Below are 23,590 nucleotides of genomic sequence, written 5' to 3' on the forward strand. Positions count from 1 at the left end.
GGCCGAACTCAGGGTTTTCGCCCGAGAATCCGCGCCACCGCGCCGCGCCCGAAGTGGCAGTGTCCTTCGTGGATGTCGCGCTCGATTTCTTCCGCGATTTCGAAATCCAGCCCGGTGAGTTCCTCTTTCAGGTCGGCGAGGGTCATCAGCAGTTCCGCCGTGGGTGGGCCGCCGGTTTTGAACTGAAGTTGCCGGGGGGTATAGGCTTCGAGGATGAAGCGCCCGCCGGGGCGCAGGCCGTCCACCACCCGCCGATGCACCAGGCGCCGCAGGTCGGGAGGCAGGTGGCAGAAGATGGCGACGACGGCATCCCAGCTCGCCGGCGCGATGGCGAAATCGGCCAGATCGGCGACCCGGACGGCGATTTCGACACCCCGTTCCGCCGCCAGTTTCCGGGCTTTTTCCAGACCGACGGCGGAAGCGTCGACCGCCGTTACCGCATGCCCCCGCCCGGCGAGAAAGACGGCGTTGCGCCCCTCACCTTCCGCCAGACAGAGCACCTTGCCCGGCGCGAGCCTTCCGCTTACCTCCGCGAGAAAGTCGTTGGGCTTTTTGCCGTAGACGTATTCATCGGCGGCATAGCGCTGATCCCACATAAAACGTCCCTTCTAGGCCACGACGCCCGCGACTTTCTCAGCGCGTACTTGTGGCCAGCTTAAGCGCCAAGGCGGCGAAGATCGTCCCGGCCAGGCGATTGAGGATGATTTGCGCCCGGCCGGAGCGCCGAAAGCGCTCGCCGACGGCCCCCGCCAGCAGACTGACGGAACCGAAGACGAGAATGGTGGCGACGATGAAGATGCCGCCGAGAATGAGCAGCTGCACGGCCAGCGGCCCCCGGCTTGGGTCGGCGAACTGGGGCAGGAAGGCGAGGAAGAAGACCGAAACCTTGGGGTTGGTGATGTTCATGATGATCCCCCGCCGGTACAGCCGAGCACGCGGGACGACAGCGGCGCCGGGAGAATCGACCGCATCCGCCTTGGCGCGAAAGGCCAGGACGGCGAGGTAGAGAAGATAGCCGGCGCCGACCCATTTCAGCAGATTGAAGGCGAACGCCGAGGCCTGAAAGACCGCCGCCAGGCCGAAAGCGACGGCGGCGGTGTGGACCAACAGCCCGGTACAGAGCCCCAGGGTCACGAGCAGGCCGGAAGCGGGACCGCGTTGAATGGACTGGGCCATCACAAAGAGGTTGTCCGGGCCGGGGGAGAGGCCGAGCAGCACCGAAGCGGTAAAAAACAGCAGTAGGGTATCGAAAGGAATCATAAGGGCTCACGGGAGTAAAGGATAAGGGACCAGGCGACGACCATGGGCAAGCCGGATGGCCCTAGCCGCCGGCGCGCTTGACCGTCCAGCCCAGTTTCCGGAGTTCTACCAGCAGCAACTCGGCGTGATCCCCCTGGATTTCGATGACCCCGTCCTTGACCGTGCCGCCGCAGCCGCATTGCTGTTTGAGCCGGGTCGCCAAGGCCTTGAGGCCGGCCTCGTCGAGGGGAACCCCGGTGACAAGCGTCACCCCCTTGCCCTTGCGCCCCTTGGTCTGGCGGGACACCCGCACCACGCCGTCTGCAGGCGGAGCCGTCATCTTGCGGGCGCAGGCACACTCCCCTTTCGGCCGGTTGCAGCCAGGGCACATCCGCCCATGCTCGCTGGAATAGACCAGCCCGCCGTTCGTTTTTTTCATGGTCATGAAATCCTCAGAGCCGTCCGGCGGCAAAGGTATCGCACTGGTTCAGGTCGCCGCTGCGGGCGCCCCGGGTGAACCACTCGACGCGCTGGGCCGAGGTGCCGTGGGTGAAGGAGTCGGGGGAAACATAGCCCCGGGACTGGCGCTGCAGGCGGTCGTCGCCGATGGCGCTGGCGGCGTTCAGCGCCTCTTCGATATCCCCCTCTTCGAGAACCTGGCGCTCACGGTGGGCATGGTTGGCCCAGAGCCCGGCCATGCAGTCCGCCTGCAATTCCATCCGCACCAGCAACTGGTTGGCTTCCACCTCGCTCACCCGCCGCCGCAGGTTGTTCACCTTATCGAGGATACCCAAAAGCTTCTGCACATGATGACCGACCTCATGGGCGATGACGTAGGCCTGAGCGAAATCCCCCGGAGCCTGATGGCGCAACTTGAGATCGCGATAGAAGCCGAGGTCGATATAGACGCTCTGATCCGAGGGACAGTAAAAGGGCCCGACCGCCGCCTGGGCGTAGCCGCAGGCCGACTCCACCGCATCGGTGAACAACACCAGGCGCGGTTCCCGGTACTCCCGCCCCATCTGCCGGAAAAGGTCGTTCCAGACATCCTCGGTGTCGGCAAGCACCACCGAAACGAATTCGGCCAGCACGTCCTCTTCCGGGGAGCGGGGCGCGCTCACCGCCGAATCCCCACCCGACATGCCGGGCGCCCCTCCCTGATCGAGGACAATGGCCGGATCGACGCCGAAATACATGGCGATCAGCGCCAGGATAATGACACCGATACCGCCCCCGACCTTCTTCCCCCCCGCGCTGCGCATGCCGCGCCGATCTTCCACGTTGTCGCTTCTGCGACCATCCTGCCAACGCATAATCCACCTCTCGCAAACGTGCACCAAACGAACAATGATCGCCATCCGGGCCCAATCCGACGGCGATTTTTCAAATCCACCAAAAGCTCAAACAAATCACTTGCAGGATGAGACCTCATCCTTGCGGCGGGGCTTTCAGACAAAGGGGTTGCCCCGGTACGCCGCCGGACTGATGCCGAGTTCGCGCATCCGCCGTCGATCTTCCGGGCGGTGACAGCGGGCATATTTGCGGCCGCTGCCGCACCAGCAGGGGTCCGTTCCGCGCAGATCGACAAGGCTATCGGGAAGTTCAGCGCGCGTTTCTCGGCGAAACAACTTGTTCAACCAGGCAAACATCCGCATCTTCCTTTCATTCAGAAAGCGAAAAGTTTCAGCATCTCTTTGGCCGCCAATTCCGAAGAGGCCGGGTTCTGGCCCGTGATCAGCAAACCGTCGACCTCGACATGGGGCGCCCAGTCCGCTCCCTGCCGATAGAGGCCGCCCCGTTCCTTGAGCCGATCCTCCAGCAGAAAGGGGACAACGCCGGTCAACGCCACAGCCTCCTCTTCGGCATTGGAGAAACCGGTCACGCGCCGGCCCTTGACAAGAAAGTCGCCATCCTTGCCGCGTACATTGACCAGAGCAGCCGGGGCATGACAGACCGCGCACACCGGTTTATCGGCGTTGACAAAGGCCTCGATCAGGGCGATCGATTCTCGGTTGTCGGGCAGATCCCACATGGTGCCGTGCCCACCGGGGTAGAAAACCCCGTCGTAGCCATCAGCGGAAAGATCGGCCAAGCTGCGGGTAGCGGCCAGCTCATTCCGGGCGGCGGCATCGGCGTGAAAACGCCGGGTATGCTCGGTCTGGCTTTCCGGCAGATCGCTCTTCGGATCGAGAGGCGGCATCCCCCCCTTGGGCGAAGCCGGAACAATTTCCGCCCCGGCATCCTTCAGCACATAATAAGGCGCGGCGAATTCTTCAAGCCAGAACCCGGTCTTCTCACCGGTATCGCCGAGGCGGTCATGGGAAGTAAGAACGAAGAGAATTCTCATAGGATGATCCTTGGGGAGAGGGATATGGTTTCAACAAGGGCCAGGCCCCGTTTCGCATTAATCGCGGTTGAGCTCACAAAAGTACGGGAAGTTTACTCCATTTCGGCTCCCCAAGCCAGGGGGTCAAAACTTCCCGGATGCCATTCATCAGCAGACCGATGCCTCCGGGTTCGACCTGAACCAGGTCAATGTCTTCCGAATAACGGGCCGCCGGCATGTGCAGTTTGAACAGCGCCGTGCCGCCGCGAAACGCAAGTTCCGAGCGCACGGTGATCGTTCACGCCTGGCAGGACGATATCGTTCCCGAAGCCCAGGTTACCGCCTACGCCCGTTACCACCAGACGGAACTGCATTTGGTCAACAGCGACCACCGCCCGACCAGCGCCCTCCCTTTCATCCGCCTGCTCTTTCAGGAATTCCTCGAACCGTTCATCCCCGAATAGTCCGGCCGGGCGCGTGGGTTCCATAGCGATGTGTAGCATCACACTTATCCATTATTACGTCCCCATTAACCTGGATCATGATAAGCTGACTATTGAAGTTTTGCGACTGAAGATAAAATCAAGGAGTCACGCCATGCCCTCTTTGTTCGACCCCATCAAGATTGGAGCGTTGCACCTGCCCAATCGGATCGTCATGTCGCCGCTGACCCGCTCCCGCGCGACCTCCGATTCTCGCGTACCCACACCGCTCATGGCCGAGTATTATTCCCAGCGGGCCACCGCCGGCTTGATCATTTCGGAAGCCACCGTTGTGGACCGAATGGGCGTTGGCTATGTCGCCACACCCGGGATCTGGTCGGATGAACAGGTCGAGGGCTGGAAGTCCGTGACCGAAGCCGTGCATGCCAGCGGAGGTCGCATCTTCCTTCAGCTTTGGCACGTCGGCCGGATTTCCGATCCCAGCCTTCTGGACGGCCACCCTCCCGTCTCGGCCAGTGCCCTTGCGGCTCGGGGAGATGTCAGCCTGTTACGTCCAAAACGGCCATTCCCTGTTCCGCGAGCACTGGAAACCCAAGAGATCCCCGGGATCATCGCCGCATTCCGACGGGGGGCGGTGAATGCCAAGGCCGCCGGCTTCGATGGCGTTGAAATCCATGGCGCCAACGGCTACCTGCTCGACCAGTTTCTGCAGGACAGCACGAATAGACGAACCGATGCATACGGCGGTTCGCGGGAGAAGCGCGCACGCCTGATGCTGGAGGTGACGGATGCGGTGCTCGAGGTCTGGGGCGCCGACCGGGTCGGAATGCACCTTGCGCCGCGCGCGGACAGCCACGATATGGGCGATAGCGATCGTCTGGCCACCTTCACCTACGTGGCGCGTGAACTCGGCAAGCGCCGCCTCGCGTTCATCTGCGCCCGCGAGGAACGCCGCGAAGACAGTATCGGCCCCCATATCCGTGAAGCCTTTGCCGGGGTCTACATTGCCAACGAAAACTTCACCCGGGAAACGGCCGGGCAGGCCCTTGCGGATGAGGTGGCCGATGCCGTTGCCTTCGGGCGAGCGTTCATCGCCAATCCCGACCTTGTCGCCAGATTCGCGCTAAACGCACCGTTGAACACCTGGGATGACCAGACCTTCTATGTCGGCGGCGCCAAAGGCTATATCGACTATCCGACGCTTCCCGGCAGGCTATGACCAACATTTTCGCATGGCAGGAGTTATCGCTTCAGAAAGCGATATACGTCCTTTCGATGGCTAACATGGACAACGAGAATCACCAGTACATCATTCTCCACCTGATAAAGAATCCGGTAATCACCTACCCGCATTCGGTATAAAGGCGGGTCTTCCCCAACGAGCTGTTTGCTATTGGCAGGAAACGGGCTCGCAGCTAAAGCAAGTAGGGCCTGGTCAATTCTTTTCAGAAGAGGGCGATCGCTTTTGGCAATCTTGGCAAGGGATTTTTCCGCCGCCGGGGTCAGTTCAATACGATAAACCACGGATTATAATCCCAATTTTTTTCGAACTTCTTCATAGGGAATCCGTTCGCCGCGAGATTCCTCGATGGCTTCCCGAGCCGCTTTGATATCGAGTTGATCTTCAAGCATCTCCAAAAGTTTCAGGTCGTCCATTGAAATTATAGCCCCGACTTCCCTCCCGCGCTTGGTGAGAACAACACGTTCGTGGGTGTAGCGAGCCCTGTCAACGACCTCGCCCAAACTTTCCCGCGCATCCGATACGCCCATTCGAGTCACATCGCACCTTCCTTTCCATTGTACGAATTGTACAATCCGTACAACATTAAATCAACAGCAAAACCGGCCGAAGCATGTCCGCAATGACTTCAAGCACCCCCGAATTGCTTATGCGGCATAAATTAACTGTTTAGTCACCGGAGAAACAAGCAGCCGTACCGTGCGGCGAGCTGCCGGATCTGCTCGGCGAATTCCTCCCGCAGGCCAGGCGGGCCGAGGATTTCCACCTGGGCGCCGAACCCTTGCAGCCACCAGCGCAACTGGGCGGTGTCGCGCACCTGCGCCTCAAGCAGAATGCGGCCGTCGGCCTGTTCGCTCAGTTTTTGTTCGGCACTCAGGGGCGTTTCTTCGAACTGTCGGGCGGGATCGGGGGCGAAGAGCGCCCGCAGGGACAGCAGTTCTTCCCCTTCGGGATAGCCGAAAGCGCCGGAGTCGACATACGTCTGTAAATCGAAATCTTCCGGGGTCAGGGCCGCCGTGTCGAGAACCTGTGCCGTTTCGATGCGGTGAATGGCCAGTTGCTTGAGATCGGTGTAATGCCAGAAAGTGGCGACCAGATAGTGAGTCTGATCGACCACCACGATCCCGAGCGGATTGACGATCCGCTCCTGCGCCTGGTCCTCTCCCCGCCGCCGGTAGGCGATGGACAACTGCCGCCCGTGCAGAAGGCCGTCGTACACGGCAAAAAGCACCTGAGAGTCGATCAGGGGGGGCTGTAAAGGCTGGGTCCGGGACAGGACCGCGACCCGATCGGGCCAGGTCGCCAGCGGTTGCGGTTCGATGTCGGCGAGGATTTTATCCCCCTGGCGAAAGTAGGGGGCGAGCAAATCGAGGCAGGCTTCCGGCAACAGCCGCCCCAAGTGCCGCCGAACCATCTTGAAGACCAGGGCGGCATAGGGGGACATGCCGGGGATATCGAACTGAACGGCATCCCTGGGCCAGAACCAGCCGGCGGGACGGTTGCCGTCGGAGCTCAGCTGAAATTCGCTCTCCAGCTTCTCCAGATCGCGCTGCACCGTGCGCAGCGTGGTCGGATAGCCGCGCTCCTCCAGTTCGTCGCGCAGCCGAACGGTCGTCTTTTTGGCGGGCAGCCGGGGAACCAGAGTCAACAGGTTCCATTGCCGCATCAACGTATCCATCAGTCCCTCCTTATCCGGTGATCGTGAACGCCGGTACCCCCTGAATCACCGATCCCGGCGACCAACGGTGTCGCTTGTCGTTTCCCTTCCCCTTTTCTCGAAATCTCCCATGGCCTCTGCGCAGGACAAACGACACGGGTTGTCGCCATACCCGGGTATGTATAGATCATGAGCCGACGAAACTTTTTTCGCAAACTGAAAAGGAGGCTGGGCTGCATGGTCGAACCCTATGAGCAACACGTCATTCTCACCTATCTGCTGCGGCTGGCCACCGACAGCCGTCTCTCCCCCCAGGGGCTGGGCGAACTCTGCGAGTTCTTCCAGCGCAACCTGGCCTATCTCGGCCTGGACCGCAACGACGAGGAGTTTCTGGATCACCTCATGCGCTTTCAGGAAATCCTCGATGAGAAAAAGGGGATGCGCGGCGCCTTCCGCCACATCGCCGGGGTCATCGACAAACGCCTGCGGCAGCGGCTCGACGACCTCAAGGGAGCCGAGCCGGGGCCGCTGGAGACCAACCTGACGATCCTCGCCGACGAACTGGAACTGGACCGGGACGAACGGGGATTTTTCGGGCTCTTCGTCCGGTTCCTCACCCATGCCGGGTTTCAGCGGATTTTCAACGAAATGACCCGGGAGCACCTGGGCCTGCTCGATACCTGCGCCATCTGTCTGGACACCGATCGCAATGCCCTCGGCGACCGCCTGCGCCCCGGCGCGCCCCTGCTCGCTTCGGGGGTCATCCGCCAGGCCTGCCGCACCGGCAACGATCTCGATGATCAGTTCGAAATGCCCGATGCCGTGCGCACCGCCATGCAGAAAGCCTGCGGGGTCAAGGAAGACATCCGCAGATACATCCTCGGGGAGACGGCCCAGGCCAGTCTGCTGTGGGAAGACTTCGATTATCTCAACGACATTCCCGAACGCCTGGAGCGCTTTCTGAAGACGTCCATCGACCACCGGGTTCCCGGCGTCAACGTCCTCCTCTGGGGGCCTCCGGGGACCGGCAAGACCGAATTCTGCAAGACCCTGGCCCAGCGGTTGGAGGTGAAACTCTACGCCGTCGGCGAGCAGGACGAGGACGGCGGGGAGCCGACCCGCAAGGAGCGCATGGGCTCGCTGCAGTTGGCGCAGAGCCTGCTGCGCTACCAGAGCCGGAGCCTGCTTCTCTTTGACGAGATGGATGACCTGTTCGAGGGGAGCGCCCTGGTGCGCTTCTTCGGTGGAAAACTCTCCATGGGCTCGAAGGTCTTCACCAACCGCCTCTTCGAGAACAATCCGATTCCGACCATCTGGACCATCAACGACGCCAAACTGCTCGACGAGTCGATCATCCGGCGCATGGCGTTGGCCATCGAGATGTCCATTCCGCCGGCGAAGACCCGGGAGCGGGTCTGGCAGCGGGTGCTCTCCAAAAACACCCTGAGCCTGCCGGATGACGACATCCGGATTCTCTCCCAGCTCGACATTTCACCGGCCGTGGTCGACAACGCCGCCCGTGTCGCCAAACAGATCGGCGGCCGCATCGAGGATTTTCAATTCGCCACCCGGGGGATCGTCAAAGCCATGTCCGGACACCTGCCGAAACCGAAACCTTCCTTCACGACTCCGTTCTGTCCGGAACTGATCCGGACACAGAGCGATCTGGAGCGGATTACGCGCCAACTCAAGCTCACCGGACGCCGGGATTTTTCCCTCTGCCTCTACGGTCCTCCGGGTACCGGCAAGTCGGCCTTCGTCCGCCACCTGGCGGAAGCCCTCGATCTGCCGGTGGTGATGAAGCGGGCCTCGGATCTGTTCGACGCCTATGTCGGCGAAACGGAAAAATCCATCGCCAAGGCCTTTCAGGAGGCGCTGGACAAGGGGGGCTTCCTCGTTTTCGACGAAGCCGACTCCCTGCTCGGCGACCGCCGTTACGCGGTGCGCAACTGGGAGGTGAGCCAGGTCAACGAAATGCTCACCTGGATGGAAAACCACCCCCTGCCCTTTGCCTGCACCACCAACCTGATGGACCGGCTGGATCAGGCGTCGCTGCGCCGCTTCACCTTCAAGTGCCATTTCGACTATCTGGGGGAGGAACAACTCTGCCTGGCCTTCGAACGCTTCTTCGGGATGACGGCGACGGTCAGACAACTGGACGGTCTGATCGGCCTGACCCCTGGCGACTTCGCCCTGGTCGACAAGAAAGCCCGGATCATCGGCTGCGAAGGAGACCGGGACCTGCTGATCGACATGCTGAAACAGGAACTCGCCGCCAAGGAACACCGTCCCGGTCGGCCGATGGGATTCACTCGGGAGTGACCATCCACCGCTCATGCGCGTCGGCGAGGATCGGGTTGTGCGCGCCAAGTCTTGCCGCTTGGCGGGGGTGAACCAGCGGAAGCAGGTAAAAACTTCGGCCCCGCAGAGAAAACCTGTGACGCTGCCCATACTGACCGGATTGGATGCCGAAATTCGCAATAGAGGTCTTGTCGCATAGTCGCAGCGGCGCAACAAACTCCTTCAAAGGAACATCACCCAGCGTAATCAACGTGTCTGCGCCGGAAGAGATGAACTCTTCAAGGATCTCCTCAACTCGCGTTTCGGTCGCGAACCGATGTGGAACTGGCGGAATTGTTGCGGCCGGCAAGTCAAGAGCCTGCGCCACCGGATTGTACCTGGCGCGAACAGCTTGTGCCTGGCCTGGATTCATCCGACTTTGCGGCAGCAGATCGCAAAGCCATGCGTTCTGGCGCGACAAACCAAGTGGCTCCAAGTAGAGTTCGTCGAGGGCCACCCCGGAAGGCCCGTTCATGCCGGGGCCGGGAGGGACAAGGCGACCCGCTTCGGCGGGGATGTCAATAGACCCGATGATTTCGTCTTGGCCTTCACCGCGCCAGAAGATGTATGGCTCACTCGCCACAGCCAGCGCTGTCACTCGGGTTGACCCGTCTGGGTTAAGCCATCTTGCATGAACGGCACTCGCGTAGACGCCCAGAACGAAGACTCCGGCGTCAGCCAACGGGTTTTGCCGCAGTGTAAGTAGCGGCTCTCCAAACGGGAATCTGTGCATGACAATCGTCCTTTTGCTGCGAACAGTTTACCTTGACCGTTCGCAACCTCGCTTCAGTTGAGCATAGGGTTCGAGGTTGTGTTGAAGGGGCTGTCCGTTTCTCTCGACTCATTACTGAAACACGAAGACTGCCACCGACAAACCCTCCTCCGCCCAGAATACGTGACCGTCAGGGTGCCAGCAGATGTGGGGACGTTCGTGGACCATCTTGCCCATGAGTTGCAGAAGCGACTTCGACCCTTTGATGGTTGCGACTTCCTGTTCTTCAATCGGAATCCAGAAGGTCCAGTAGTCATCTTCCCAGGCAGGCGAGGTGTACTGCTTGAAACAATGGGCAAAGGTCTGCCCGCATGTGCGGCACTTGACGATCCTGACGTCAAAGCGATCGGACTCATGGACAGAGTCAGTCACTCTAACGTCATTCTGGATCACGTCGTCAGTCAATTTCCCTGCTTTAGCCTGCGCTATCAGATGACAGTTCATCATTCCCTCGCTCAATAGATTGCGGAAACCGTGAGAAAAATTCTGAATGAAGTCAGTCACAAACCCTGAAACACGTATCCTTTTCCGGTGCGATGCCTGAGAGCTGGCGGAGCATCTTCTTGAACTCCCTGGCTTCGGCACGAAAGATGGTGTCGACCTGATAGGTCAAGCCGCAGGGACGGCTGAAAGGGATCTGCATCACATGCAGGGCCGCCTCGAATAGAAGATTTTTCGATTCGGGGCCATCCCCTATTTGGTTGATGAGGATTTCGACCCCGCATTTTCCCTCGGCTGGATAGTATGGATCCTGCAGTGAATAACCATCCCGGAGAGCCTGGGACAGGGAGTAACGAACAAACTCGTTAACGGTTCGTGATTCAAGGATGTTCTTGGCCGGTAAAAAATGGGACATCAAGACCCTCCAGGAATGATGGATATGTTGTAAGGATCGCTGCGGATTTTGGCGACCCCTCGGATTCCGGCAACGCATCACTCCTCCCGCTTCTTATGGGGGAAGTACCTTTCAACGGGGTGATAAAGGGAGCAGTCCGGATTGCTGCAACCCAGGCCGACGCCAAGCATCGGGCAGTGCCCGGTGCGGCCATCATCCTGCATGTGGGTAGAACCGGCGGGCATGTTGATAGGCGCGCCGCAAAGATAACAGACCCGTCTACCGCAGCGCTGACAGAACCAGGGTCGCAAGCCGCTTTTCAGGGCGTCATACACCCGCTGGACCGCTTCCTCGGTACAAAAACTTTCTTCCCCCCGAACCAGGGCATAGCCGTCCCCTTTTTCTCCCAGAGGAACCGTGCGACTGAAAACCTTGGGGCCTCTCTCGTTGGATTTGAGGGACGAATAACCCACCCAGCGGGTTTGCTGGCCAATCAATCGGCAGCCTCCGGTCTCGCTCAGAGGCCGGCCACAGATGGCGCATACAGGCGCCGGTGGCATAATTTCTCCCTTACAAGACATTCCATATCTCCTTTCGATCAGCAGCGGCCGCAGCCGATTCACCCTTTACAGCTTACGCTTCCTCCGCCATCCGCTGCAATTCCACCCGGCGCTCCGGCTCGGTCTTTCCGGCGCCGAGGGCGCGGATGCGCAGCTCCATGTAGCGATCCCGCTCGTAGCGGCCGTCGAAACCGTCATTGAGCAGCTTGGCGGCGAAGCGGACGAGATGCTTGCGGCTGCGTCCGTCAAAGTCGGGGACGTTGACCGAATAGACTCCCGGATAGCGGCGGATGCGGATCCAGCCCTCGGTGACCAGTTCGCGAATCTTCTCTTCCCGGGCTTGGCCCTCGCTCCCCCATTCCTCACCGTAGTCGTCGTAGCGGCGGCGCAAATCCTCCAGCGAGATCTGGAACAGCTCCGGATGATCGATGACGTACTGGATATGGGTGTCCTTGACCAGATGGATCTCCCCGCTCGGGGCAATCCAGAAGGCGATGGTTCCCTTGATTGGCGTCGGCATGTCGTTTTCTCCCTGACTCAGTTTAAAAATCCAATCTTGGCGGAAGACTGGGCACTCAACCCCTTCTCCCGAATCTCTTCGCTCAGCAGTCCGTGCAACTTCCCGGCATCGTTCAGACAGCCCATGACCCGGGCTTTGCGGGCGACCACCGCGAAATCTCCAGGGGTCAATCCGTGCAGCGCAACCAGACCGGCAGGCAGCTCGGCTTCGGGGAAAAAGTGGCGAAAGGCCGGCTCGACCTGGGCGGGTTGCAGATAGTCGAGATGGCATTTGAAGGTAAACCGGCGCAGCGAGGCGGGGTCCAGGTGCTCCCGCAGGTTGGTGGTGCAGGCAAAGGGGAGCGCGTGGGACTCCATCCAAGTGAGCATTTCGTTGACCTGGCTGACTTCCCAGTTGCGCGCTGCGTGGCGCCGGTCCGAAAGCAACGAATCCGCTTCGTCGAAGACCAGAAAGGCACCCAGGTCGAGGGCTTCGGCGAAGGCTTTGGCGATCTTCTGTTCCGTCATTCCGACATAGGGGTCAAGCAGGTCCGACGCCCGCTTGAGCAACACCGGCATGTCGAGGCGCTGGGCCAGATAGCGCACCAGGGCGGACTTCCCCGTCCCCGGAGGACCGTACAGGCAGAGGGAGAAGCGTTTCTCGTCGCTCGCCGACAGGCGTCCGGCCAGCGCTTCGACATCCAAGCTGCTGCAGGTCAGTTCCGGACGGTACGCATCGGCGACCGTCTCCAGCGGCGGGGAGACTCCCTTGTTCATGGCGCGAATGATACTCGTGGCGGCAAATCGCAGATCGTCCGAGCTCCCGTTGAGGCAGCGGGCGAAACGGGTGGCGCTGTCGATCACCGCCGGAGCGATATCGAGTTTGACCAGTTGGCGGATCTCGGCGTCGGGCAGCGCCAGCTCGTGGCGCTCCAGCACCTGCTCCCAGACCTGACGCCGGGAGGCGACCGGCGGGCTTTTGAGTTCGATGGCCAAAGCCATGCGGCGCACGATCGCTTCGTCCAGATTGGAGACGTCGTTGAGAATCCAGAAGGTCGGCACCGGATTGTTTTCGAGCATCCGATGAAGAAAGATCTTCGGTCCGGTGGAACGTCTTTTCCCGAAAAAATTGAACTCTCCCCCCATGACGTCGTCCATCTCGTCAAAGAGGAGCAACCCCCGCCCCTTGCTGCCGAGGATCATCTGAGCGAGTTCCAGGGACTGGATGCGCTCGTGGCGATTGGGCTCGTGCCCGGCGTCGTCCACTTCCCCCACGGCGTACAGGGGGACGGCGAGTTCCTGGGCGAGGGTCTTGCAGAATTCGGTCTTGCCCGTACCCGGCGGACCGTAGAAGAGGATGTTTACCCCGGGCAACCCTTCATCCAGGGCGCGGCGCAGAAACTCCCGCAACCGGTCGCGGGTTTCACCGAGGTGACGAAAGTTCTCCCAGGACAACGTCGCCTGACGCGGTGCCCCCAGAATCAGGCTGCGCAGATCCGACCCGAGGGTGCGGCGTTTATAGAGGGCGGATTCGACATTTTTGATCAGGGAGTAGTGGTCGTCGAGATCGCTCCCCTGACAATCCTCCTGGGTGACAATCCCCGAGGAGAGCAGGCGGCTTTCCGGGCGCAGGCGCTGGGCCAGCTCCATTTCATCGATGGCGAGGAAGATCGCGCAGAGACCGACGGGATCACCGAACTTCCCGTTGGCATTGTCGATGAAACAGCGCAGACCGCGCCATCCCTGGTAACGGCTGAGCAGTCCCATAAAAGCGTTTTCGATGGCGTCGAGCCCGAGATCGTGGGCGAGCGTATCCAGGTTCCGCTGAAAAACTCCGGGGAGCTCGACACCTTTGGCGGGAACCCGGCGCGGCGTCAGCAGAGCGAGCAGCGCGGTTCTGGCGGCATCCACCTCTTCACGAGGGCAGGCGGCATGTTCGTAGGATTCGGAAAAATCCTGCACCGTCGTCAGCTTCTTTCGCTCGGCAGGACGCAAGGGGTCCAGCAGCTGCGGGAAATGGACGATAAATTCGCAGATTTCCCCGAGCAACTCGCGGCGGCAGACCGGATGGCCGGCCAGGTTGAGCAGATAGGCAAGGATGACGGCTTTCTCTTCGGCGGGCAGATTCATGGACACTCCCCTTCGTTGTGGGCGTTTGAGGATACGCCTCGCTCTTCTTTTCCTGCGTCCGTTCATGATCACAGGATAAGGGGAGCTCACGACAGGGAATGTCGCTTCAGATCAATCGCCGGATGACCGGTGGAAAATTACCGGATCGCCGACGTTCCGAGCAGTCGTCCAGTCAGTTCCAGGGCATCCCCCGGCCAGAAACAGTCCGGGCGGGGACGGAGAACACCGGGGCGGCCGAACTGGGGGCGGCAGCCCAGGACCGCTTCGCGCCATTGCCGGGGAATGGCGTCCACCCCGTAAACGGCGCCCAAGAGCGCCGCGCAGATGGCGGCGTTGGTATCGGTATCGCCACCGCGCATGACGGTATCGACCACCCCGCTCTCAAGATCGGGGGCGTGCAGCAGTTGCCAGAGGGCGTTATGGAAGGCGAGCAGAACCCAGCCTTGCTGATGCAGGTAATCGGCCGGCGGCCGTTCCGCCGCCTGGAGAATCGTCGCGAACAGATCCGGTGCCACCGGCATCGCTTCGGCCCAGGTTCTGATGGCGTGATAAAGGAATTGGGGATCGGGACCGGTGCGGATGGCCTGGGCAATCGCCATAGCATAGAGAGCGTTAGCCTGCAGGCAAATGGGGTGGGGATGGGTCAATAAGGCATCGCGTTGCGCCCATTCGGCAACCTGTGGCAAGGGATGGTTGACGCCAAAAATCCCCAGCGGGCTCACCCGCATCAGCGCGCCATTGGCCTGACTCTCAGGGTTCGGGCGCCTGCGAAGTCCGCAGGCGACGGTCATGCCGCAATCGAAGGGGTCGGTTTCAAGCCAATAGACATAGGCCTCGCGCACGGCTTCCTGATCATAGGTGCGGCGATGGACCAGAGTGCGGGCGAGGAGCAGAGCCATTTCGGAATCGTCGGTCGGTTGGCCGGCGATGGTCTTCCAGGTGCCGCCGTCGGCCAGTTCGCGCACACCGTTCGGGTAGGCTTTTCGGATCTCCTCCGGCGACTGGAACTCGACCAGACTGCCCAGGGCATCCCCGGCCAGCTGCCCGAGAAGACATCCCTGGGCGCGGGCAAGGATCGCCTCGTTATGACCGCTCTTTGTTTCAGGCATCGGCATCCGCTTACAGGTTTTCCGGAATGAATTGGATCACGATGGCGGCGGGCCAGGGGGCCTTGAAGCCGAAGTGTCCGACCAGTCCGGCGAAGAGGATGAGGACGCAGACGAGCAGGTAGACTTTCAACCCGGCGAGGAAGGAGCGGCGCAGCAGGGCCAACAGGAAATAGAAACCCAGCGCGACGACGAAGGCAAAGGTCCACATCTGGCCCAGATCCAGAGGGATGCCGGAAACTTCCTTGAACAGGGCCATGAACAGCACCCCCGGCAGCGCGCAAAAGATCGCGCAGATCACCAGCAGGCCGAAGATGAGATCCCCGAGTCCGCCCTTTCGTTCCTCATGCGCCATCGTTTCCCTCCCTACGGAATGGCGGCCGGATAGATTCGCTTTTCCCATCGGCCGGCACCGCGCCGAGTTTTGTTCGGCGTGATGATGAGGGCAGCATAACCGGAACAGGCGACAGCCGCTGTCGTAAAGGGGGAGGAAAATATCTTTTGGGAAAATCCCCCGGCATCAGCTATAATCTAGCCAGTCTAGCCAGATTGGAGGCCCCTATGTCGACAACCAGGAAGAATGAGCTTCACGCCGATGAGTGGCAGCTGCAGGAAGCCAAGAACCGCCTGAGCCGGGTGGTCGAGGAGGCCCGGCGCGGCAAGCCGCAGACCATTACCCTGCGGGGGACGCCGGCCGCCGTGGTCCTTTCCTTCGAGCAATACCAGGAGCTGACCCGGCCCCGCTTACCCCTTTCCGAGTTTTTCAAAAGCTCTCCCCTGCGCGGGGTGGAGCTGGAACTGGAGCGGAGCCGCGATACGGGGCGCGAGGTGGAGCTGTGAGATTTCTGCTCGATACCTGCGTCATTTCGGAGCTTGTTCGTCCCCGGCCCGACGAAAGGGTTCTGGGCTGGATCGATGCGGTTGACGAAGCCGGGCTCTTTCTGAGCAGCTTGACGCTGGGGGAGTTGGAGAAGGGGATCAGCAAATTGCCGGTCTCCACCCGGCGCGATCAACTGCGCGACTGGCTGGAGCGGGATCTGGCGGAACGGTTTTCAACGCGGATTCTTCCGGTCGATGCCACCGTCGCCCTGGCCTGGGGACGACTGCAGGGAGAGGCGGAAGGGGCCGGGATGAAGCTGCCGGTGATCGACTCATTGCTGGCGGCCACCGCCGCCTGTCATCAGCTCACACTGGTCACCAGAAATGTCGCCGATTTTGCCCGCTGCGGCGTTCCCCTGCTCAATCCCTGGAACGCCTGACCCCCGTTTTCCCTTTCCTGCCTCGCCCCGCCTCGATTGTCCCTTCCCCCCCGCTCAGACGCCGAGTACCTCCACCAGACCGCCGCCGATGCAGAAGTGAATCCAGGTGCCGAGAACCGGCGCGCCGGTCGCCTCGGTGACGGCGCGGCGGTAGGCAGCCAGCTGCCCGGCATAGGCCAGGGCCTGGGCGGACCAGTCCTCGCGGCGGCCGGGGAAGGATTTATGATCGACGATCAGCCAGCCCTGCGGCGTGGCCACCAGCAGATCGATCCAGCCGTTGAGGCGTTGACCGTTGCCGAGATCGCATTCGATGGGCCATTCGGGGTGGAAGGCGGTCGCGGCGAACTCCCGTTGCAGGGTCTCCCGCAGACGGCGACCGAACACCGCCGCTTCCTCGGGGCGGACGACGCCGCTCAGGCTGTTGGCGGTCAAGAGCTCGGCGCAGCGCGTCTCGGCATCCGTTCCCAAGGCGTCGCTGAACTCGGCGGCGATGAGGTCGTGAATCAGGGTGCCGAGATGATCCATTTCCGGCTTCCCGTTGATCGGCAGGCGCGAGCCGAGGTCGATAATTCGTCCAATAGCGGCGTCGGTGCCCGCCATGGAGCTGGGCGAAAGCTCCCGCGGGGGTCGGGCCTGGTGCGGGCGGCGACCGGCAAACCACGTCAGCGCCGGGCGCTCCCCGTCGTCGGCAGTCGCGCCCTCGCCGGGCTCGAATTCGCGGTGCGCGCAGGGGAGGCTTGCTCCCCCCGACAGGGTCAGGGTGCCCGAGGTCGGGGTCAGCCACTCGGCGCCGAGCAGGTCGAGCCAGGGGAGACTTTTCTGTTTCGCCTGCCGGGTCAACACCAGCAGATCCCGGGCGCGGGTGATGCTGACGTAGAGCAGGCGCAGATCCTCGGCTCGCCGTTGCTGCCGGATCTCCCGGGCCGCCTCGGTAGCGGCGATGCGGTCATCCACGGCAATCCCGGCCGTCTGTTTGCCGAAGGGCCAGGGCCAGTAATGCAGACTCCGCCCCGCCAGCGGCGCGGCCAGGTCGAAGCCCTCCCGGCGGGGGACCATCTGCATCTCCCAGAGTTCACCTTCCTTGAAAAAGTGCAGATCGCAGAGGATCACCACCGGCCATTCCAGGCCCTTGGCGCGGTGATGGGTCAGAACCTGGATGGCATCGCCACCGGACTCGGCGGCGCAGGCATCCTCCCCGGCCTCGGCCAATCCTTGCAGCCACAACAGCAGACCGGCGACGGTGGCCGCCAGGTCGCTTTGCCGGCAATAGTCCTCGTAGGTCAGGGCCAGATCCCGCAGGCTTGGTGGTACGAATGCGCAGGGAATGCCAGGCCGACCAGGAAGGCGGCAGTTGCCGCTTGAGGGCTTCGTAAACCCGCTGCTCGGCGTGTGAGTCGGTCGTGCGCGGCTGCGTGCGCGGCCAGATGCCCGTTGCCATAACGAAACCCGCCCCCTCGAAAAAAACCGAAAAACCAGAACAAGCCCAGCCCGCAAACAGCAAAGCCGCCCAGGGAGTTCAAAATCCCGAGCGGCCTTTATGGTCTGCGGTCACAGGTTGTGAGTCATCTCCACCCTCGCCGATCACGTCAATGTCATATCATGAGTGAATACCTTACCCCGACCTTCCCGTTCCTGACAAGTGATTAATCCGACTTGAGGTTTTCAAGTCGTCACGAAAAGACCCCATGCTCGATGCGGCCAAGAATCGCGAGCACCTCTTCTTCCCCATTCGCGCGCAGCAAGGTGTCGACCGGCGTCTGTCCGCCCAAGGCAACGATTCTCGTCGTCAACCACTCCGCCGCACTGGCCTCGTCACCGAAAACCTCCAGCGCACGGCGGCGGACAGACTCCGGCAAGGTTTGAAAAGCCGCCCGGTCGAGGGCGGCTTTGATCTGCGTAAAAGAAGCGTCATCCGGGAGTTCCTCCAGATCGGCGATCACCTGCCGCAGCAAGGGGCCTTGGCGGTTTTCCGTGGTCCGGCCTGTTGTAGAGACGAGTGCGCGGCTTTCTTTCCGTACGCGCCGGTCAATGATCTGGTCATGAAGAATGATCGCGCAGGCAATCAGCAAGAATACGCTGAGGCCGAGGTAGATGACGACCAAGGGTTCCATCGGCAGTTCTCCTTCTTGTCACAACATCCGCAGGGCGGGATGATCGGCGATACCGAGTTGCGGATGATTCCGGCCATGGGCGTGGGGACTGCGGCGATTCAGCCCGGTGCTGATCCGGTCGCAGCAGGCGACGAGGTCGGCCATGTCGTATTTGGGAATCTTTTCGCACATCTTCCAGGTGAGCAGGTAACGGAGCTCCCGTCCCCCTTCCGGCCACTCCCGATCGAGTTCCCGCAGGTGGGGAGCGAGAACCTCCAGAGTCAGCTTGTCATGGTCGACGGCCGCGCCCAGGGTCGTCCGCCGCATCTCATGAGTCATGGTGAGGATCTTGCCGATATCGTGAAAGAGCGCGGCCACCATCCCCAGCTCGCAGCTTTCCCGGGAAAACTCCTGGTGCTTGGCCACCAGGAAGAAGCATTCGAGGCTGTGTCGCAGCAGCCCACCGGGAAAGCGGTGGTGATGCTGAAGACTGGCCGGCGCCGAGACGAAGGGAAAGCTGATGCCCGTATCCGCCAGGACCGCCTCGACGAAACCCCGCAGCGGCGGCAGGCGGATCTGCTCGACGGCGGTCAGCAGCGTCGGCAGCAACTCCGGCACCGGGCAGATGCCGCGCGGAATGAGCGCGGCGGCGGAGCGCTCGGCAAGCTGCGACAGCGGCTGAACCGAGGCGACATCGATCCGCAACTTCCCGCGAAAGCGGCGCACCTGGCCACAGATTCGCACCAGGGAATAGTCGGGCCGGTCAAGTTGACCGATCAACTCATCCGTCCAGGCGTAAGCATGGATCTGCCCGCTGAAGTCTTCCAGAACCACCCGCAGATAGGGATAGCCGTCCCAGGTGGCGCTGTGGGTCGCCTCCCGCAGCCGGAAGGTTCCGCAGACCGCCCCCGGCACCAGTTTCGACAGGGCCAACAGCTCAGACATGGGCACCCCCTCCCGCCATCCGCGCCGCCAGCAAATTCTCGAAAGCCGACCCGTCCTGCCGCGTCAGGTTGGGGACGAAACGCGAGTAGACGGTAAAGAGCATCTCCGTGGAGGTGTGCCCCATCTGCCGGGCAATCCATTCCGGATTCTCCCCCGCCGCCAGCCACAGGGTCGCGGTAGTGTGGCGGGTCTGATAGGGACGGCGCCGCTTCATCCCGAGAAACTTCAGAGTCGGATACCAGATGCGCTGGGTGACATTGATATGATGCAGATTATTGCCGCAGCTGTTGCAAAAGACAAAACCTCCCAGCTTCCCGGTCACTTCCCATTGCTGCTTCAAGGCGGCAAAGACCGGGTCCGACATATGCACCTCGCGGATCGATCCCTGGGTCTTCGGGGTTTCAATCCGCCCTTCCACCAGGGTCTCGCGAATCAGAATCTGCTTCCGCTCGAAATCGACGTACTTCCACTGCAAGCCATCGATCTCGCCGGTGCGCAACCCGGTGAAGAACCGGACCTGATAATAAAGGCGAAAGTCCGTCCGCACCCGCGAAAGGAAGAGATTCACCTCGTCGAGGCTAAAGGGGTCGACATCGGTCTTCGGCACCTTTAGCGGTTTGATGCCGACAAAAGGCGTGCTAAAGTTGAACCGGTCAGCTGCATCATTGAGAATCATGCGCAAAGGCGTCATGATGTGATTGATCCTCATAGGCGACAACCCGAGACGAGTTCCGATTTCGACTTTGGCGAGTGTGGATCGGAATTTCAGGATTTCGCCCTTGGTGATGTGGCTGACCTCTTTTTCTCCGAAAACCGGATAGAGGTGCTTTTCCAGCGTCCCCCGCACCGTCTTCCGGTAGGAAATCTTCCAGGAAATCTCGTTCTCCAGGTACCACTCTTCGGCAAACTCCCGGAACGTCTGTCCCTGGCTTCCTCCCGCCGAAGGGGGCCGGCCAACCACCCGACCGGCAGTCGGAATCGGCTGCGCCAGTTTCGCCAGATTGCTGCTGTTCGGGAAATAGCGTTCATACGCGAACGTCCCCTGCTTGATCTCCGCATCGATCTGCGCCATGAAGGCCTCCAACCGTTTCCGGTTGGCCGGCGTATCCTCCAGCAAGGTCTGCTCCCGGCAGCGCAGGCCCCGATAGAAAAAGTCGAACTGGAGTCTTCCCGTTTCCTTGCGAACTCTGACCTTACCCATAACAGACACCTCCCTTGACCATGGGAATGACCGGCTTCTGCGCCATGGACGCCTTGACCATGTCCCGCTCGATCGCCTCCCAGATGTAGAGAACCCGGCGCCGGCCGAAGGGACGGATGTAGTGAATCCCCTCGATAAAGACCGCATCCTTGAGCGCGCTACGGATATAGCGCGAATCGTACCGCAGCCGGGCCGCCAACTCTTCCGTGGTCATGTAGGTCTGCTGTTCCATGTGATTTCTCCTTTGCAATAAGTTTTGGGCCTAAAAAGCACGTCCATGATTTATATGAATCATAAATGATTTAATTGTGCTGTCAAGACTGTTTTTTTGTAATTTGATTCATATTTGAATCAAACGACTCGCGGATGGTTTAAATCCGCTTGGAAAGCCGCATGGTTTGGGGTATGTTGAAAAAAAAGAACAAGGGGGTGTGATGATCCGTTTTTATCTCAAACGATTGATTTCTGACTGGGAATTCAAGGAGGGAAGGCGGTTGACTATCGGGGAACTGGCGGAAAAATCGAAAGTTGCCAGACCCACATTGTCGCGGATTTTGAATCAGAAAGGATACAACACGACGACCGATAACCTTGGACGTCTCTGTTGCTTCTTCAACTGTCGGATAGAGGACTTGGTCGAATATATTCCAGACGACTCCCCCCTACACGAAAACAGTAAGGGTTGAGTCCCGACTCAATTAGATATCGAAAATTTGTGACGACCTTGAGCCAAATGTCAAAATCAGGGGAAAATCCGCGATTAACGAAGAAAAAAAAGATTGGCACGAATGTTAATGCTGTTTTGTCGGTAGGTTGGAAAGCGCCTTGAGCCAAATGTCATTTTAGACCCGACCTTTGGACTCCGGAAAATGTCAATCCTGGTCAGTCCAAAGCTCAAACCGACAAAGGAATCGTCCCAGGACCGTCACAAAAACGCCACAGACGCAAAAAGGGGCTACGGCATCAACCGTAACCCCTTGATTTTTATGGCGCGCCCGACAAGATTCGAACTTGTGACCTTTGGCTCCGGAGGCCAACGCTCTATCCAGCTGAGCTACGGGCGCATAGAGTCGATGTTTATACCGCAACTCTTTTTGGAAAGCAACCACCATTTTTTCTGAAAAGCGTATCGGTCTCGGGATTTTTCTTGCCTGGCATGACACTTGCTATTTTTCTTATCCTGGGTTGTTGTTATAATCTCGCACCGATTTTTTAATCCCTTTCTTCAGGATCAGCCCATGACGTTTTTCAGGATTCTGTTCTTTGTTTTGCTGCTGCTTCCCCTGGCTTCACCGGTGCTGGCCAAGGTGACCTTGGGCGTGGTGCCGCAGGCGCAATCGCTGCTCTCTTCGGAAGGGGCGGCCCAGGATTTCGCCCGCCTGCTCGAAAGGGAGATGGGGGAAGAGGTGGCGGTGCAATTTTTCAAGGATGAAAAGGAGTTGCACGAATGGGTGAGCCGCTATCGGCTGGTCGATGTGGCGGCCTTCAGCGGCGGTTATCTGGCGAAGCAACTTCCCGGTGAGTTTTTCCGGCTGGAGCACCCTCGGCCGGGAACGGGGAATCCGGCCGAGCACTTTGTCGCCCGCCAGGGGCTCTATCCCTGGATGCTGAAAAAGCTCCAGAAAAGTTTCGCCGCCCTGGCCCAGTCGGGCGCCGCCGGGTCAATTCTGGGTCAATCAACGTCCGCGCCGTCTTCTCTCCCCCTCCCGCCCCCCGCATCCTCGCCTCCGAAGTCGCCCCCCCCCGTCGAGACAAGAGATGAGCCGAAACCGGAGGTTGTCGCGGCACCTCCGGCGGAATTCTCGGTGCAGGAAACCCTGGAGGAGGCGGCCGAGGTCGAAGCTCCTCCGGTCGCGCCCGTGACGGAGGAAATGCTCGATGCGACCGATCAGGGCGAAGCGGTGGACTTCACCTCGCCCCCCGACCTTCCAACCACCCCGCCCCTGCCGGAGCCGCTGGCCAACCCACTGCCGCTCCCGGTACCCGCGCCGCTGCCGGCCCCGGCTCAGCCCGTGTCGCCGTCCGCTCCTCCTTCGGGGGAGGCGGTCATGACCATGACGCCGGGGGCAGGTGAAGAGAAACGCAACCCGGCCGGTGACCAGCCCAGCTATGCGGTGGAGCAACTGGCGGAAAACATCTATGCGGCCCTGACCCTCCCCGGCGGACAGGCGAGTTCGAATGCCTTTTTCGTCGTCGGCCCCGAGTATGTGGTGGCGGGCGGAGCGCACATGTCTCAAGAAGCGGTGAACCATCTGGTCACGGCCATCGCGACGGTTACCGACAAGCCACTGCGCCACTTCGTTCTGGCGCACCATCACCGGGGCTATCATCACATCGATTACGAGTTCCCCGCCGGCGTCGACCTGCTGATCAGCTGGCCAACCTGGAAAACGATGGATGAGGAGAAGCGCAAGCCCGAGCGGCCGGCTTTTTTCTTTACCGACGGGCTGACCCTCAAACTGGGCGAGACCACGGTCATCATGACCAATATGGGGCGCGCCCACAGCGAGGGGGACACCCTGGTCTTTTTTCCCGAGGCGGAAATCCTCTTCACCAGCGATCTGGTCTACGGAGAGAGCGTTGGCTACCTGGGGGACGGCTATATGGAGGACTGGCTGCTGGCCCTGGAATTTATCGAACGGCTGGGGGCGAAGCAGGTCATTCCGGGATTCGGCCCGCCCAGCGACAATCGCGTGATCGTCGCCTTCAAGACCTACTTCCGGGCTCTGGTTTCGGAAGTGCTCAAACACATCGAGCAGGGAGACAGTCTGGAGCGCACGGTGCGCAGCCTGCGCCTGCCCGACCATGCCGAGCTCAAAGGCTATGAGCAGTTTCTCGGCGCGAACGTGCGCCGCGCTTATCTTGAATTGAGAGAGAATTTCGTACCTTAACGCAAAAAACCGGCCCGGGATGGCTCCCTGGGCCGGTTGGAGATGTAACAAAAGAGGG

Annotated in this window: 30 protein-coding genes and 1 tRNA gene; 7 read left to right on the plus strand and 24 right to left on the minus strand. The window is 60.8% G+C overall.

Annotation, left to right across the window (positions count from 1 at the left end):
• Nucleotides 1-8 precede the first annotated feature (8 nt).
• The 7 genes from BQ4888_RS04000 to BQ4888_RS17940 form a co-directional block, all read right to left on the minus strand.
• Nucleotides 9-596: an SAM-dependent methyltransferase gene (locus BQ4888_RS04000; RefSeq protein WP_092053982.1), complete on the minus strand. Its 588-nt coding sequence runs from the start codon at nucleotides 594-596 to the stop codon at nucleotides 9-11.
• Between the two features lie 37 nt (nucleotides 597-633).
• Nucleotides 634-1,260: a LysE family translocator gene (locus BQ4888_RS04005; RefSeq protein WP_092053983.1), complete on the minus strand. Its 627-nt coding sequence runs from the start codon at nucleotides 1,258-1,260 to the stop codon at nucleotides 634-636.
• Nucleotides 1,261-1,321: 61 nt separating this feature from the next.
• A complete protein-coding gene (locus BQ4888_RS04010) occupies nucleotides 1,322-1,684 on the minus strand; it encodes a translation initiation factor Sui1 (protein ID WP_420841974.1) in 363 nt (120 codons plus the stop codon).
• A gap of 7 nt (nucleotides 1,685-1,691) precedes the next feature.
• Nucleotides 1,692-2,552: a KPN_02809 family neutral zinc metallopeptidase gene (gene ypfJ / locus BQ4888_RS04015; protein WP_092053987.1), complete on the minus strand. Its 861-nt coding sequence runs from the start codon at nucleotides 2,550-2,552 to the stop codon at nucleotides 1,692-1,694.
• 135 nt (nucleotides 2,553-2,687) lie between these two features.
• Nucleotides 2,688-2,888, minus strand: a complete 201-nt coding sequence (locus BQ4888_RS04020; RefSeq protein ID WP_170232948.1) for an SEC-C metal-binding domain-containing protein — start codon at nucleotides 2,886-2,888, stop codon at nucleotides 2,688-2,690.
• Nucleotides 2,889-2,905: 17 nt separating this feature from the next.
• Nucleotides 2,906-3,586, minus strand: a complete 681-nt coding sequence (locus tag BQ4888_RS04025; RefSeq protein ID WP_092053991.1) for a type 1 glutamine amidotransferase domain-containing protein — start codon at nucleotides 3,584-3,586, stop codon at nucleotides 2,906-2,908.
• A 73-nt stretch (nucleotides 3,587-3,659) separates the two neighbouring features.
• Nucleotides 3,660-3,803, minus strand: a complete 144-nt coding sequence (locus BQ4888_RS17940; protein ID WP_092054194.1) for a nucleotidyl transferase AbiEii/AbiGii toxin family protein — start codon at nucleotides 3,801-3,803, stop codon at nucleotides 3,660-3,662.
• On the opposite strand from BQ4888_RS17940, the gene BQ4888_RS17480 reads away from it, so the two are divergent.
• Together BQ4888_RS17480 and BQ4888_RS04035 are read left to right on the plus strand one after the other, a co-directional pair.
• Nucleotides 3,802-4,029, plus strand: coding sequence for a hypothetical protein (locus BQ4888_RS17480; protein WP_170232947.1), 228 nt, complete (start codon nucleotides 3,802-3,804; stop codon nucleotides 4,027-4,029). The two genes, BQ4888_RS17940 and BQ4888_RS17480, sit on opposite strands and share 2 nt — an antisense overlap.
• A 133-nt stretch (nucleotides 4,030-4,162) precedes the next feature.
• Nucleotides 4,163-5,227, plus strand: a complete 1,065-nt coding sequence (locus BQ4888_RS04035) for an alkene reductase (protein WP_092053994.1) — start codon at nucleotides 4,163-4,165, stop codon at nucleotides 5,225-5,227.
• 23 nt (nucleotides 5,228-5,250) lie between these two features.
• Here BQ4888_RS04035 and BQ4888_RS04040 read toward each other — a convergent pair whose 3' ends face one another.
• The 3 genes from BQ4888_RS04040 to BQ4888_RS04050 form a co-directional block, all read right to left on the minus strand.
• Nucleotides 5,251-5,532 (minus strand): type II toxin-antitoxin system RelE family toxin, encoded by a 282-nt coding sequence (locus BQ4888_RS04040; RefSeq protein WP_092053995.1) that lies wholly within the window; start codon nucleotides 5,530-5,532, stop codon nucleotides 5,251-5,253.
• A gap of 3 nt (nucleotides 5,533-5,535) precedes the next feature.
• The gene (locus BQ4888_RS04045; RefSeq protein ID WP_092053998.1) at nucleotides 5,536-5,778 is read right to left on the minus strand and encodes a type II toxin-antitoxin system Phd/YefM family antitoxin; all 243 of its coding nucleotides are present in this window, start codon (nucleotides 5,776-5,778) and stop codon (nucleotides 5,536-5,538) included.
• A gap of 143 nt (nucleotides 5,779-5,921) precedes the next feature.
• Nucleotides 5,922-6,926, minus strand: a complete 1,005-nt coding sequence (locus BQ4888_RS04050) for a helix-turn-helix transcriptional regulator (protein ID WP_092054000.1) — start codon at nucleotides 6,924-6,926, stop codon at nucleotides 5,922-5,924.
• A 216-nt stretch (nucleotides 6,927-7,142) separates the two neighbouring features.
• On the opposite strand from BQ4888_RS04050, the gene BQ4888_RS04055 reads away from it, so the two are divergent.
• Nucleotides 7,143-9,227, plus strand: coding sequence for an AAA family ATPase (locus BQ4888_RS04055; RefSeq protein WP_170232949.1), 2,085 nt, complete (start codon nucleotides 7,143-7,145; stop codon nucleotides 9,225-9,227).
• Here the strand turns inward: BQ4888_RS04055 and BQ4888_RS17485 are convergent.
• The 8 genes from BQ4888_RS17485 to BQ4888_RS04095 form a co-directional block, all read right to left on the minus strand.
• The gene (locus BQ4888_RS17485) at nucleotides 9,214-9,978 is read right to left on the minus strand and encodes a hypothetical protein (RefSeq protein WP_176374241.1); all 765 of its coding nucleotides are present in this window, start codon (nucleotides 9,976-9,978) and stop codon (nucleotides 9,214-9,216) included. The genes BQ4888_RS04055 and BQ4888_RS17485 overlap by 14 nt on opposite strands.
• A 111-nt stretch (nucleotides 9,979-10,089) precedes the next feature.
• Nucleotides 10,090-10,521, minus strand: a complete 432-nt coding sequence (locus tag BQ4888_RS04065) for a hypothetical protein (RefSeq protein ID WP_092054004.1) — start codon at nucleotides 10,519-10,521, stop codon at nucleotides 10,090-10,092.
• A complete protein-coding gene (locus tag BQ4888_RS04070) occupies nucleotides 10,514-10,873 on the minus strand; it encodes a hypothetical protein (RefSeq protein ID WP_092054007.1) in 360 nt (119 codons plus the stop codon). Before BQ4888_RS04070 ends, BQ4888_RS04065 begins: the two co-directional genes overlap by 8 nt.
• A 77-nt stretch (nucleotides 10,874-10,950) precedes the next feature.
• Entirely contained in the window at nucleotides 10,951-11,349 is a 399-nt protein-coding gene (locus tag BQ4888_RS04075) for a hypothetical protein (RefSeq protein WP_092054010.1), read from the minus strand.
• 136 nt (nucleotides 11,350-11,485) lie between these two features.
• Nucleotides 11,486-11,932, minus strand: a complete 447-nt coding sequence (locus BQ4888_RS04080; RefSeq protein ID WP_092054012.1) for a hypothetical protein — start codon at nucleotides 11,930-11,932, stop codon at nucleotides 11,486-11,488.
• 17 nt (nucleotides 11,933-11,949) lie between these two features.
• Entirely contained in the window at nucleotides 11,950-14,040 is a 2,091-nt protein-coding gene (locus BQ4888_RS04085; protein WP_170232950.1) for an AAA family ATPase, read from the minus strand.
• Nucleotides 14,041-14,177: 137 nt separating this feature from the next.
• Nucleotides 14,178-15,149, minus strand: coding sequence for an ADP-ribosylglycohydrolase family protein (locus BQ4888_RS04090; RefSeq protein ID WP_092054196.1), 972 nt, complete (start codon nucleotides 15,147-15,149; stop codon nucleotides 14,178-14,180).
• 10 nt (nucleotides 15,150-15,159) lie between these two features.
• Nucleotides 15,160-15,501, minus strand: a complete 342-nt coding sequence (locus BQ4888_RS04095) for a hypothetical protein (protein WP_092054015.1) — start codon at nucleotides 15,499-15,501, stop codon at nucleotides 15,160-15,162.
• A 206-nt stretch (nucleotides 15,502-15,707) separates the two neighbouring features.
• On the opposite strand from BQ4888_RS04095, the gene BQ4888_RS04100 reads away from it, so the two are divergent.
• Both BQ4888_RS04100 and BQ4888_RS04105 read left to right on the plus strand, forming a co-directional pair.
• Complete coding sequence (locus tag BQ4888_RS04100) at nucleotides 15,708-15,986, plus strand: type II toxin-antitoxin system Phd/YefM family antitoxin (protein ID WP_092054017.1); 279 nt, start codon at nucleotides 15,708-15,710, stop codon at nucleotides 15,984-15,986.
• Nucleotides 15,983-16,405, plus strand: coding sequence for a type II toxin-antitoxin system VapC family toxin (locus tag BQ4888_RS04105; protein WP_092054020.1), 423 nt, complete (start codon nucleotides 15,983-15,985; stop codon nucleotides 16,403-16,405). Before BQ4888_RS04100 ends, BQ4888_RS04105 begins: the two co-directional genes overlap by 4 nt.
• A gap of 54 nt (nucleotides 16,406-16,459) precedes the next feature.
• Here the strand turns inward: BQ4888_RS04105 and BQ4888_RS04110 are convergent, their stop codons facing one another.
• The 5 genes from BQ4888_RS04110 to BQ4888_RS04130 all read right to left on the minus strand — a co-directional run bounded on the left by BQ4888_RS04110 (nucleotide 16,460) and on the right by BQ4888_RS04130 (nucleotide 20,873).
• On the minus strand, nucleotides 16,460-17,629 hold the full coding sequence (locus tag BQ4888_RS04110) for a PD-(D/E)XK nuclease family protein (protein ID WP_140396590.1): 1,170 nt from the start codon (nucleotides 17,627-17,629) through the stop codon (nucleotides 16,460-16,462).
• 446 nt (nucleotides 17,630-18,075) lie between these two features.
• Nucleotides 18,076-18,516, minus strand: a complete 441-nt coding sequence (locus tag BQ4888_RS04115) for an antitoxin Xre/MbcA/ParS toxin-binding domain-containing protein (RefSeq protein ID WP_092054024.1) — start codon at nucleotides 18,514-18,516, stop codon at nucleotides 18,076-18,078.
• Nucleotides 18,517-18,534: 18 nt separating this feature from the next.
• The gene (locus BQ4888_RS04120) at nucleotides 18,535-19,440 is read right to left on the minus strand and encodes an HD domain-containing protein (protein WP_092054027.1); all 906 of its coding nucleotides are present in this window, start codon (nucleotides 19,438-19,440) and stop codon (nucleotides 18,535-18,537) included.
• A complete protein-coding gene (locus BQ4888_RS04125) occupies nucleotides 19,433-20,641 on the minus strand; it encodes an Arm DNA-binding domain-containing protein (protein WP_092054029.1) in 1,209 nt (402 codons plus the stop codon). The genes BQ4888_RS04120 and BQ4888_RS04125 overlap by 8 nt, the downstream gene beginning before the upstream one ends.
• Nucleotides 20,634-20,873: a hypothetical protein gene (locus BQ4888_RS04130; RefSeq protein ID WP_092054031.1), complete on the minus strand. Its 240-nt coding sequence runs from the start codon at nucleotides 20,871-20,873 to the stop codon at nucleotides 20,634-20,636. The genes BQ4888_RS04125 and BQ4888_RS04130 overlap by 8 nt, the downstream gene beginning before the upstream one ends.
• A gap of 202 nt (nucleotides 20,874-21,075) precedes the next feature.
• Between BQ4888_RS04130 and BQ4888_RS17945 the strand changes: the two genes are divergently transcribed.
• Entirely contained in the window at nucleotides 21,076-21,327 is a 252-nt protein-coding gene (locus BQ4888_RS17945) for a helix-turn-helix domain-containing protein (RefSeq protein ID WP_092054033.1), read from the plus strand.
• Between the two features lie 301 nt (nucleotides 21,328-21,628).
• Here BQ4888_RS17945 and BQ4888_RS04140 read toward each other — a convergent pair.
• Nucleotides 21,629-21,705: transfer RNA gene (locus BQ4888_RS04140), tRNA-Arg, on the minus strand.
• Between the two features lie 174 nt (nucleotides 21,706-21,879).
• Here BQ4888_RS04140 and BQ4888_RS04145 point away from each other — a divergent pair.
• The gene (locus BQ4888_RS04145; protein ID WP_092054035.1) at nucleotides 21,880-23,532 is read left to right on the plus strand and encodes an MBL fold metallo-hydrolase; all 1,653 of its coding nucleotides are present in this window, start codon (nucleotides 21,880-21,882) and stop codon (nucleotides 23,530-23,532) included.
• Nucleotides 23,533-23,590: the final 58 nt, after the last annotated feature.

It is taken from the genome of Desulfuromonas acetexigens, assembly GCF_900111775.1.
Taxonomy (GTDB): domain Bacteria; phylum Desulfobacterota; class Desulfuromonadia; order Desulfuromonadales; family Trichloromonadaceae; genus Trichloromonas; species Trichloromonas acetexigens.

Excerpts from the sequence above, each read along its gene's own strand:
- ypfJ (WP_092053987.1), bottom strand. The coding sequence starts at position 2,552 with ATGCGTTGGCAGGATGGTCGCAGAAGCGACAACGTGGAAGATCGGCGC.
- BQ4888_RS04005 (WP_092053983.1), bottom strand. The coding sequence starts at position 1,260 with ATGATTCCTTTCGATACCCTACTGCTGTTTTTTACCGCTTCGGTGCTG.
- BQ4888_RS04145 (WP_092054035.1), top strand. The coding sequence starts at position 21,880 with ATGACGTTTTTCAGGATTCTGTTCTTTGTTTTGCTGCTGCTTCCCCTG.
- BQ4888_RS04045 (WP_092053998.1), bottom strand. The coding sequence starts at position 5,778 with ATGGGCGTATCGGATGCGCGGGAAAGTTTGGGCGAGGTCGTTGACAGG.
- BQ4888_RS04130 (WP_092054031.1), bottom strand. The coding sequence starts at position 20,873 with ATGGAACAGCAGACCTACATGACCACGGAAGAGTTGGCGGCCCGGCTG.
- BQ4888_RS04070 (WP_092054007.1), bottom strand. The coding sequence starts at position 10,873 with ATGTCCCATTTTTTACCGGCCAAGAACATCCTTGAATCACGAACCGTT.
- BQ4888_RS04125 (WP_092054029.1), bottom strand. The coding sequence starts at position 20,641 with ATGGGTAAGGTCAGAGTTCGCAAGGAAACGGGAAGACTCCAGTTCGAC.
- BQ4888_RS04000 (WP_092053982.1), bottom strand. The coding sequence starts at position 596 with ATGTGGGATCAGCGCTATGCCGCCGATGAATACGTCTACGGCAAAAAG.
- BQ4888_RS04120 (WP_092054027.1), bottom strand. The coding sequence starts at position 19,440 with ATGTCTGAGCTGTTGGCCCTGTCGAAACTGGTGCCGGGGGCGGTCTGC.
- BQ4888_RS04020 (WP_170232948.1), bottom strand. The coding sequence starts at position 2,888 with ATGTTTGCCTGGTTGAACAAGTTGTTTCGCCGAGAAACGCGCGCTGAA.
- BQ4888_RS04100 (WP_092054017.1), top strand. The coding sequence starts at position 15,708 with ATGTCGACAACCAGGAAGAATGAGCTTCACGCCGATGAGTGGCAGCTG.
- BQ4888_RS04080 (WP_092054012.1), bottom strand. The coding sequence starts at position 11,932 with ATGCCGACGCCAATCAAGGGAACCATCGCCTTCTGGATTGCCCCGAGC.
- BQ4888_RS04050 (WP_092054000.1), bottom strand. The coding sequence starts at position 6,926 with ATGGATACGTTGATGCGGCAATGGAACCTGTTGACTCTGGTTCCCCGG.
- BQ4888_RS04090 (WP_092054196.1), bottom strand. The coding sequence starts at position 15,149 with ATGCCTGAAACAAAGAGCGGTCATAACGAGGCGATCCTTGCCCGCGCC.
- BQ4888_RS17940 (WP_092054194.1), bottom strand. The coding sequence starts at position 3,803 with ATGCCGGCGGCCCGTTATTCGGAAGACATTGACCTGGTTCAGGTCGAA.
- BQ4888_RS04095 (WP_092054015.1), bottom strand. The coding sequence starts at position 15,501 with ATGGCGCATGAGGAACGAAAGGGCGGACTCGGGGATCTCATCTTCGGC.
- BQ4888_RS04010 (WP_420841974.1), bottom strand. The coding sequence starts at position 1,684 with ATGACCATGAAAAAAACGAACGGCGGGCTGGTCTATTCCAGCGAGCAT.
- BQ4888_RS17945 (WP_092054033.1), top strand. The coding sequence starts at position 21,076 with ATGATCCGTTTTTATCTCAAACGATTGATTTCTGACTGGGAATTCAAG.
- BQ4888_RS04055 (WP_170232949.1), top strand. The coding sequence starts at position 7,143 with ATGGTCGAACCCTATGAGCAACACGTCATTCTCACCTATCTGCTGCGG.
- BQ4888_RS04035 (WP_092053994.1), top strand. The coding sequence starts at position 4,163 with ATGCCCTCTTTGTTCGACCCCATCAAGATTGGAGCGTTGCACCTGCCC.
- BQ4888_RS17480 (WP_170232947.1), top strand. The coding sequence starts at position 3,802 with ATGTGCAGTTTGAACAGCGCCGTGCCGCCGCGAAACGCAAGTTCCGAG.
- BQ4888_RS17485 (WP_176374241.1), bottom strand. The coding sequence starts at position 9,978 with ATGCACAGATTCCCGTTTGGAGAGCCGCTACTTACACTGCGGCAAAAC.
- BQ4888_RS04085 (WP_170232950.1), bottom strand. The coding sequence starts at position 14,040 with ATGAATCTGCCCGCCGAAGAGAAAGCCGTCATCCTTGCCTATCTGCTC.
- BQ4888_RS04025 (WP_092053991.1), bottom strand. The coding sequence starts at position 3,586 with ATGAGAATTCTCTTCGTTCTTACTTCCCATGACCGCCTCGGCGATACC.
- BQ4888_RS04115 (WP_092054024.1), bottom strand. The coding sequence starts at position 18,516 with ATGGAACCCTTGGTCGTCATCTACCTCGGCCTCAGCGTATTCTTGCTG.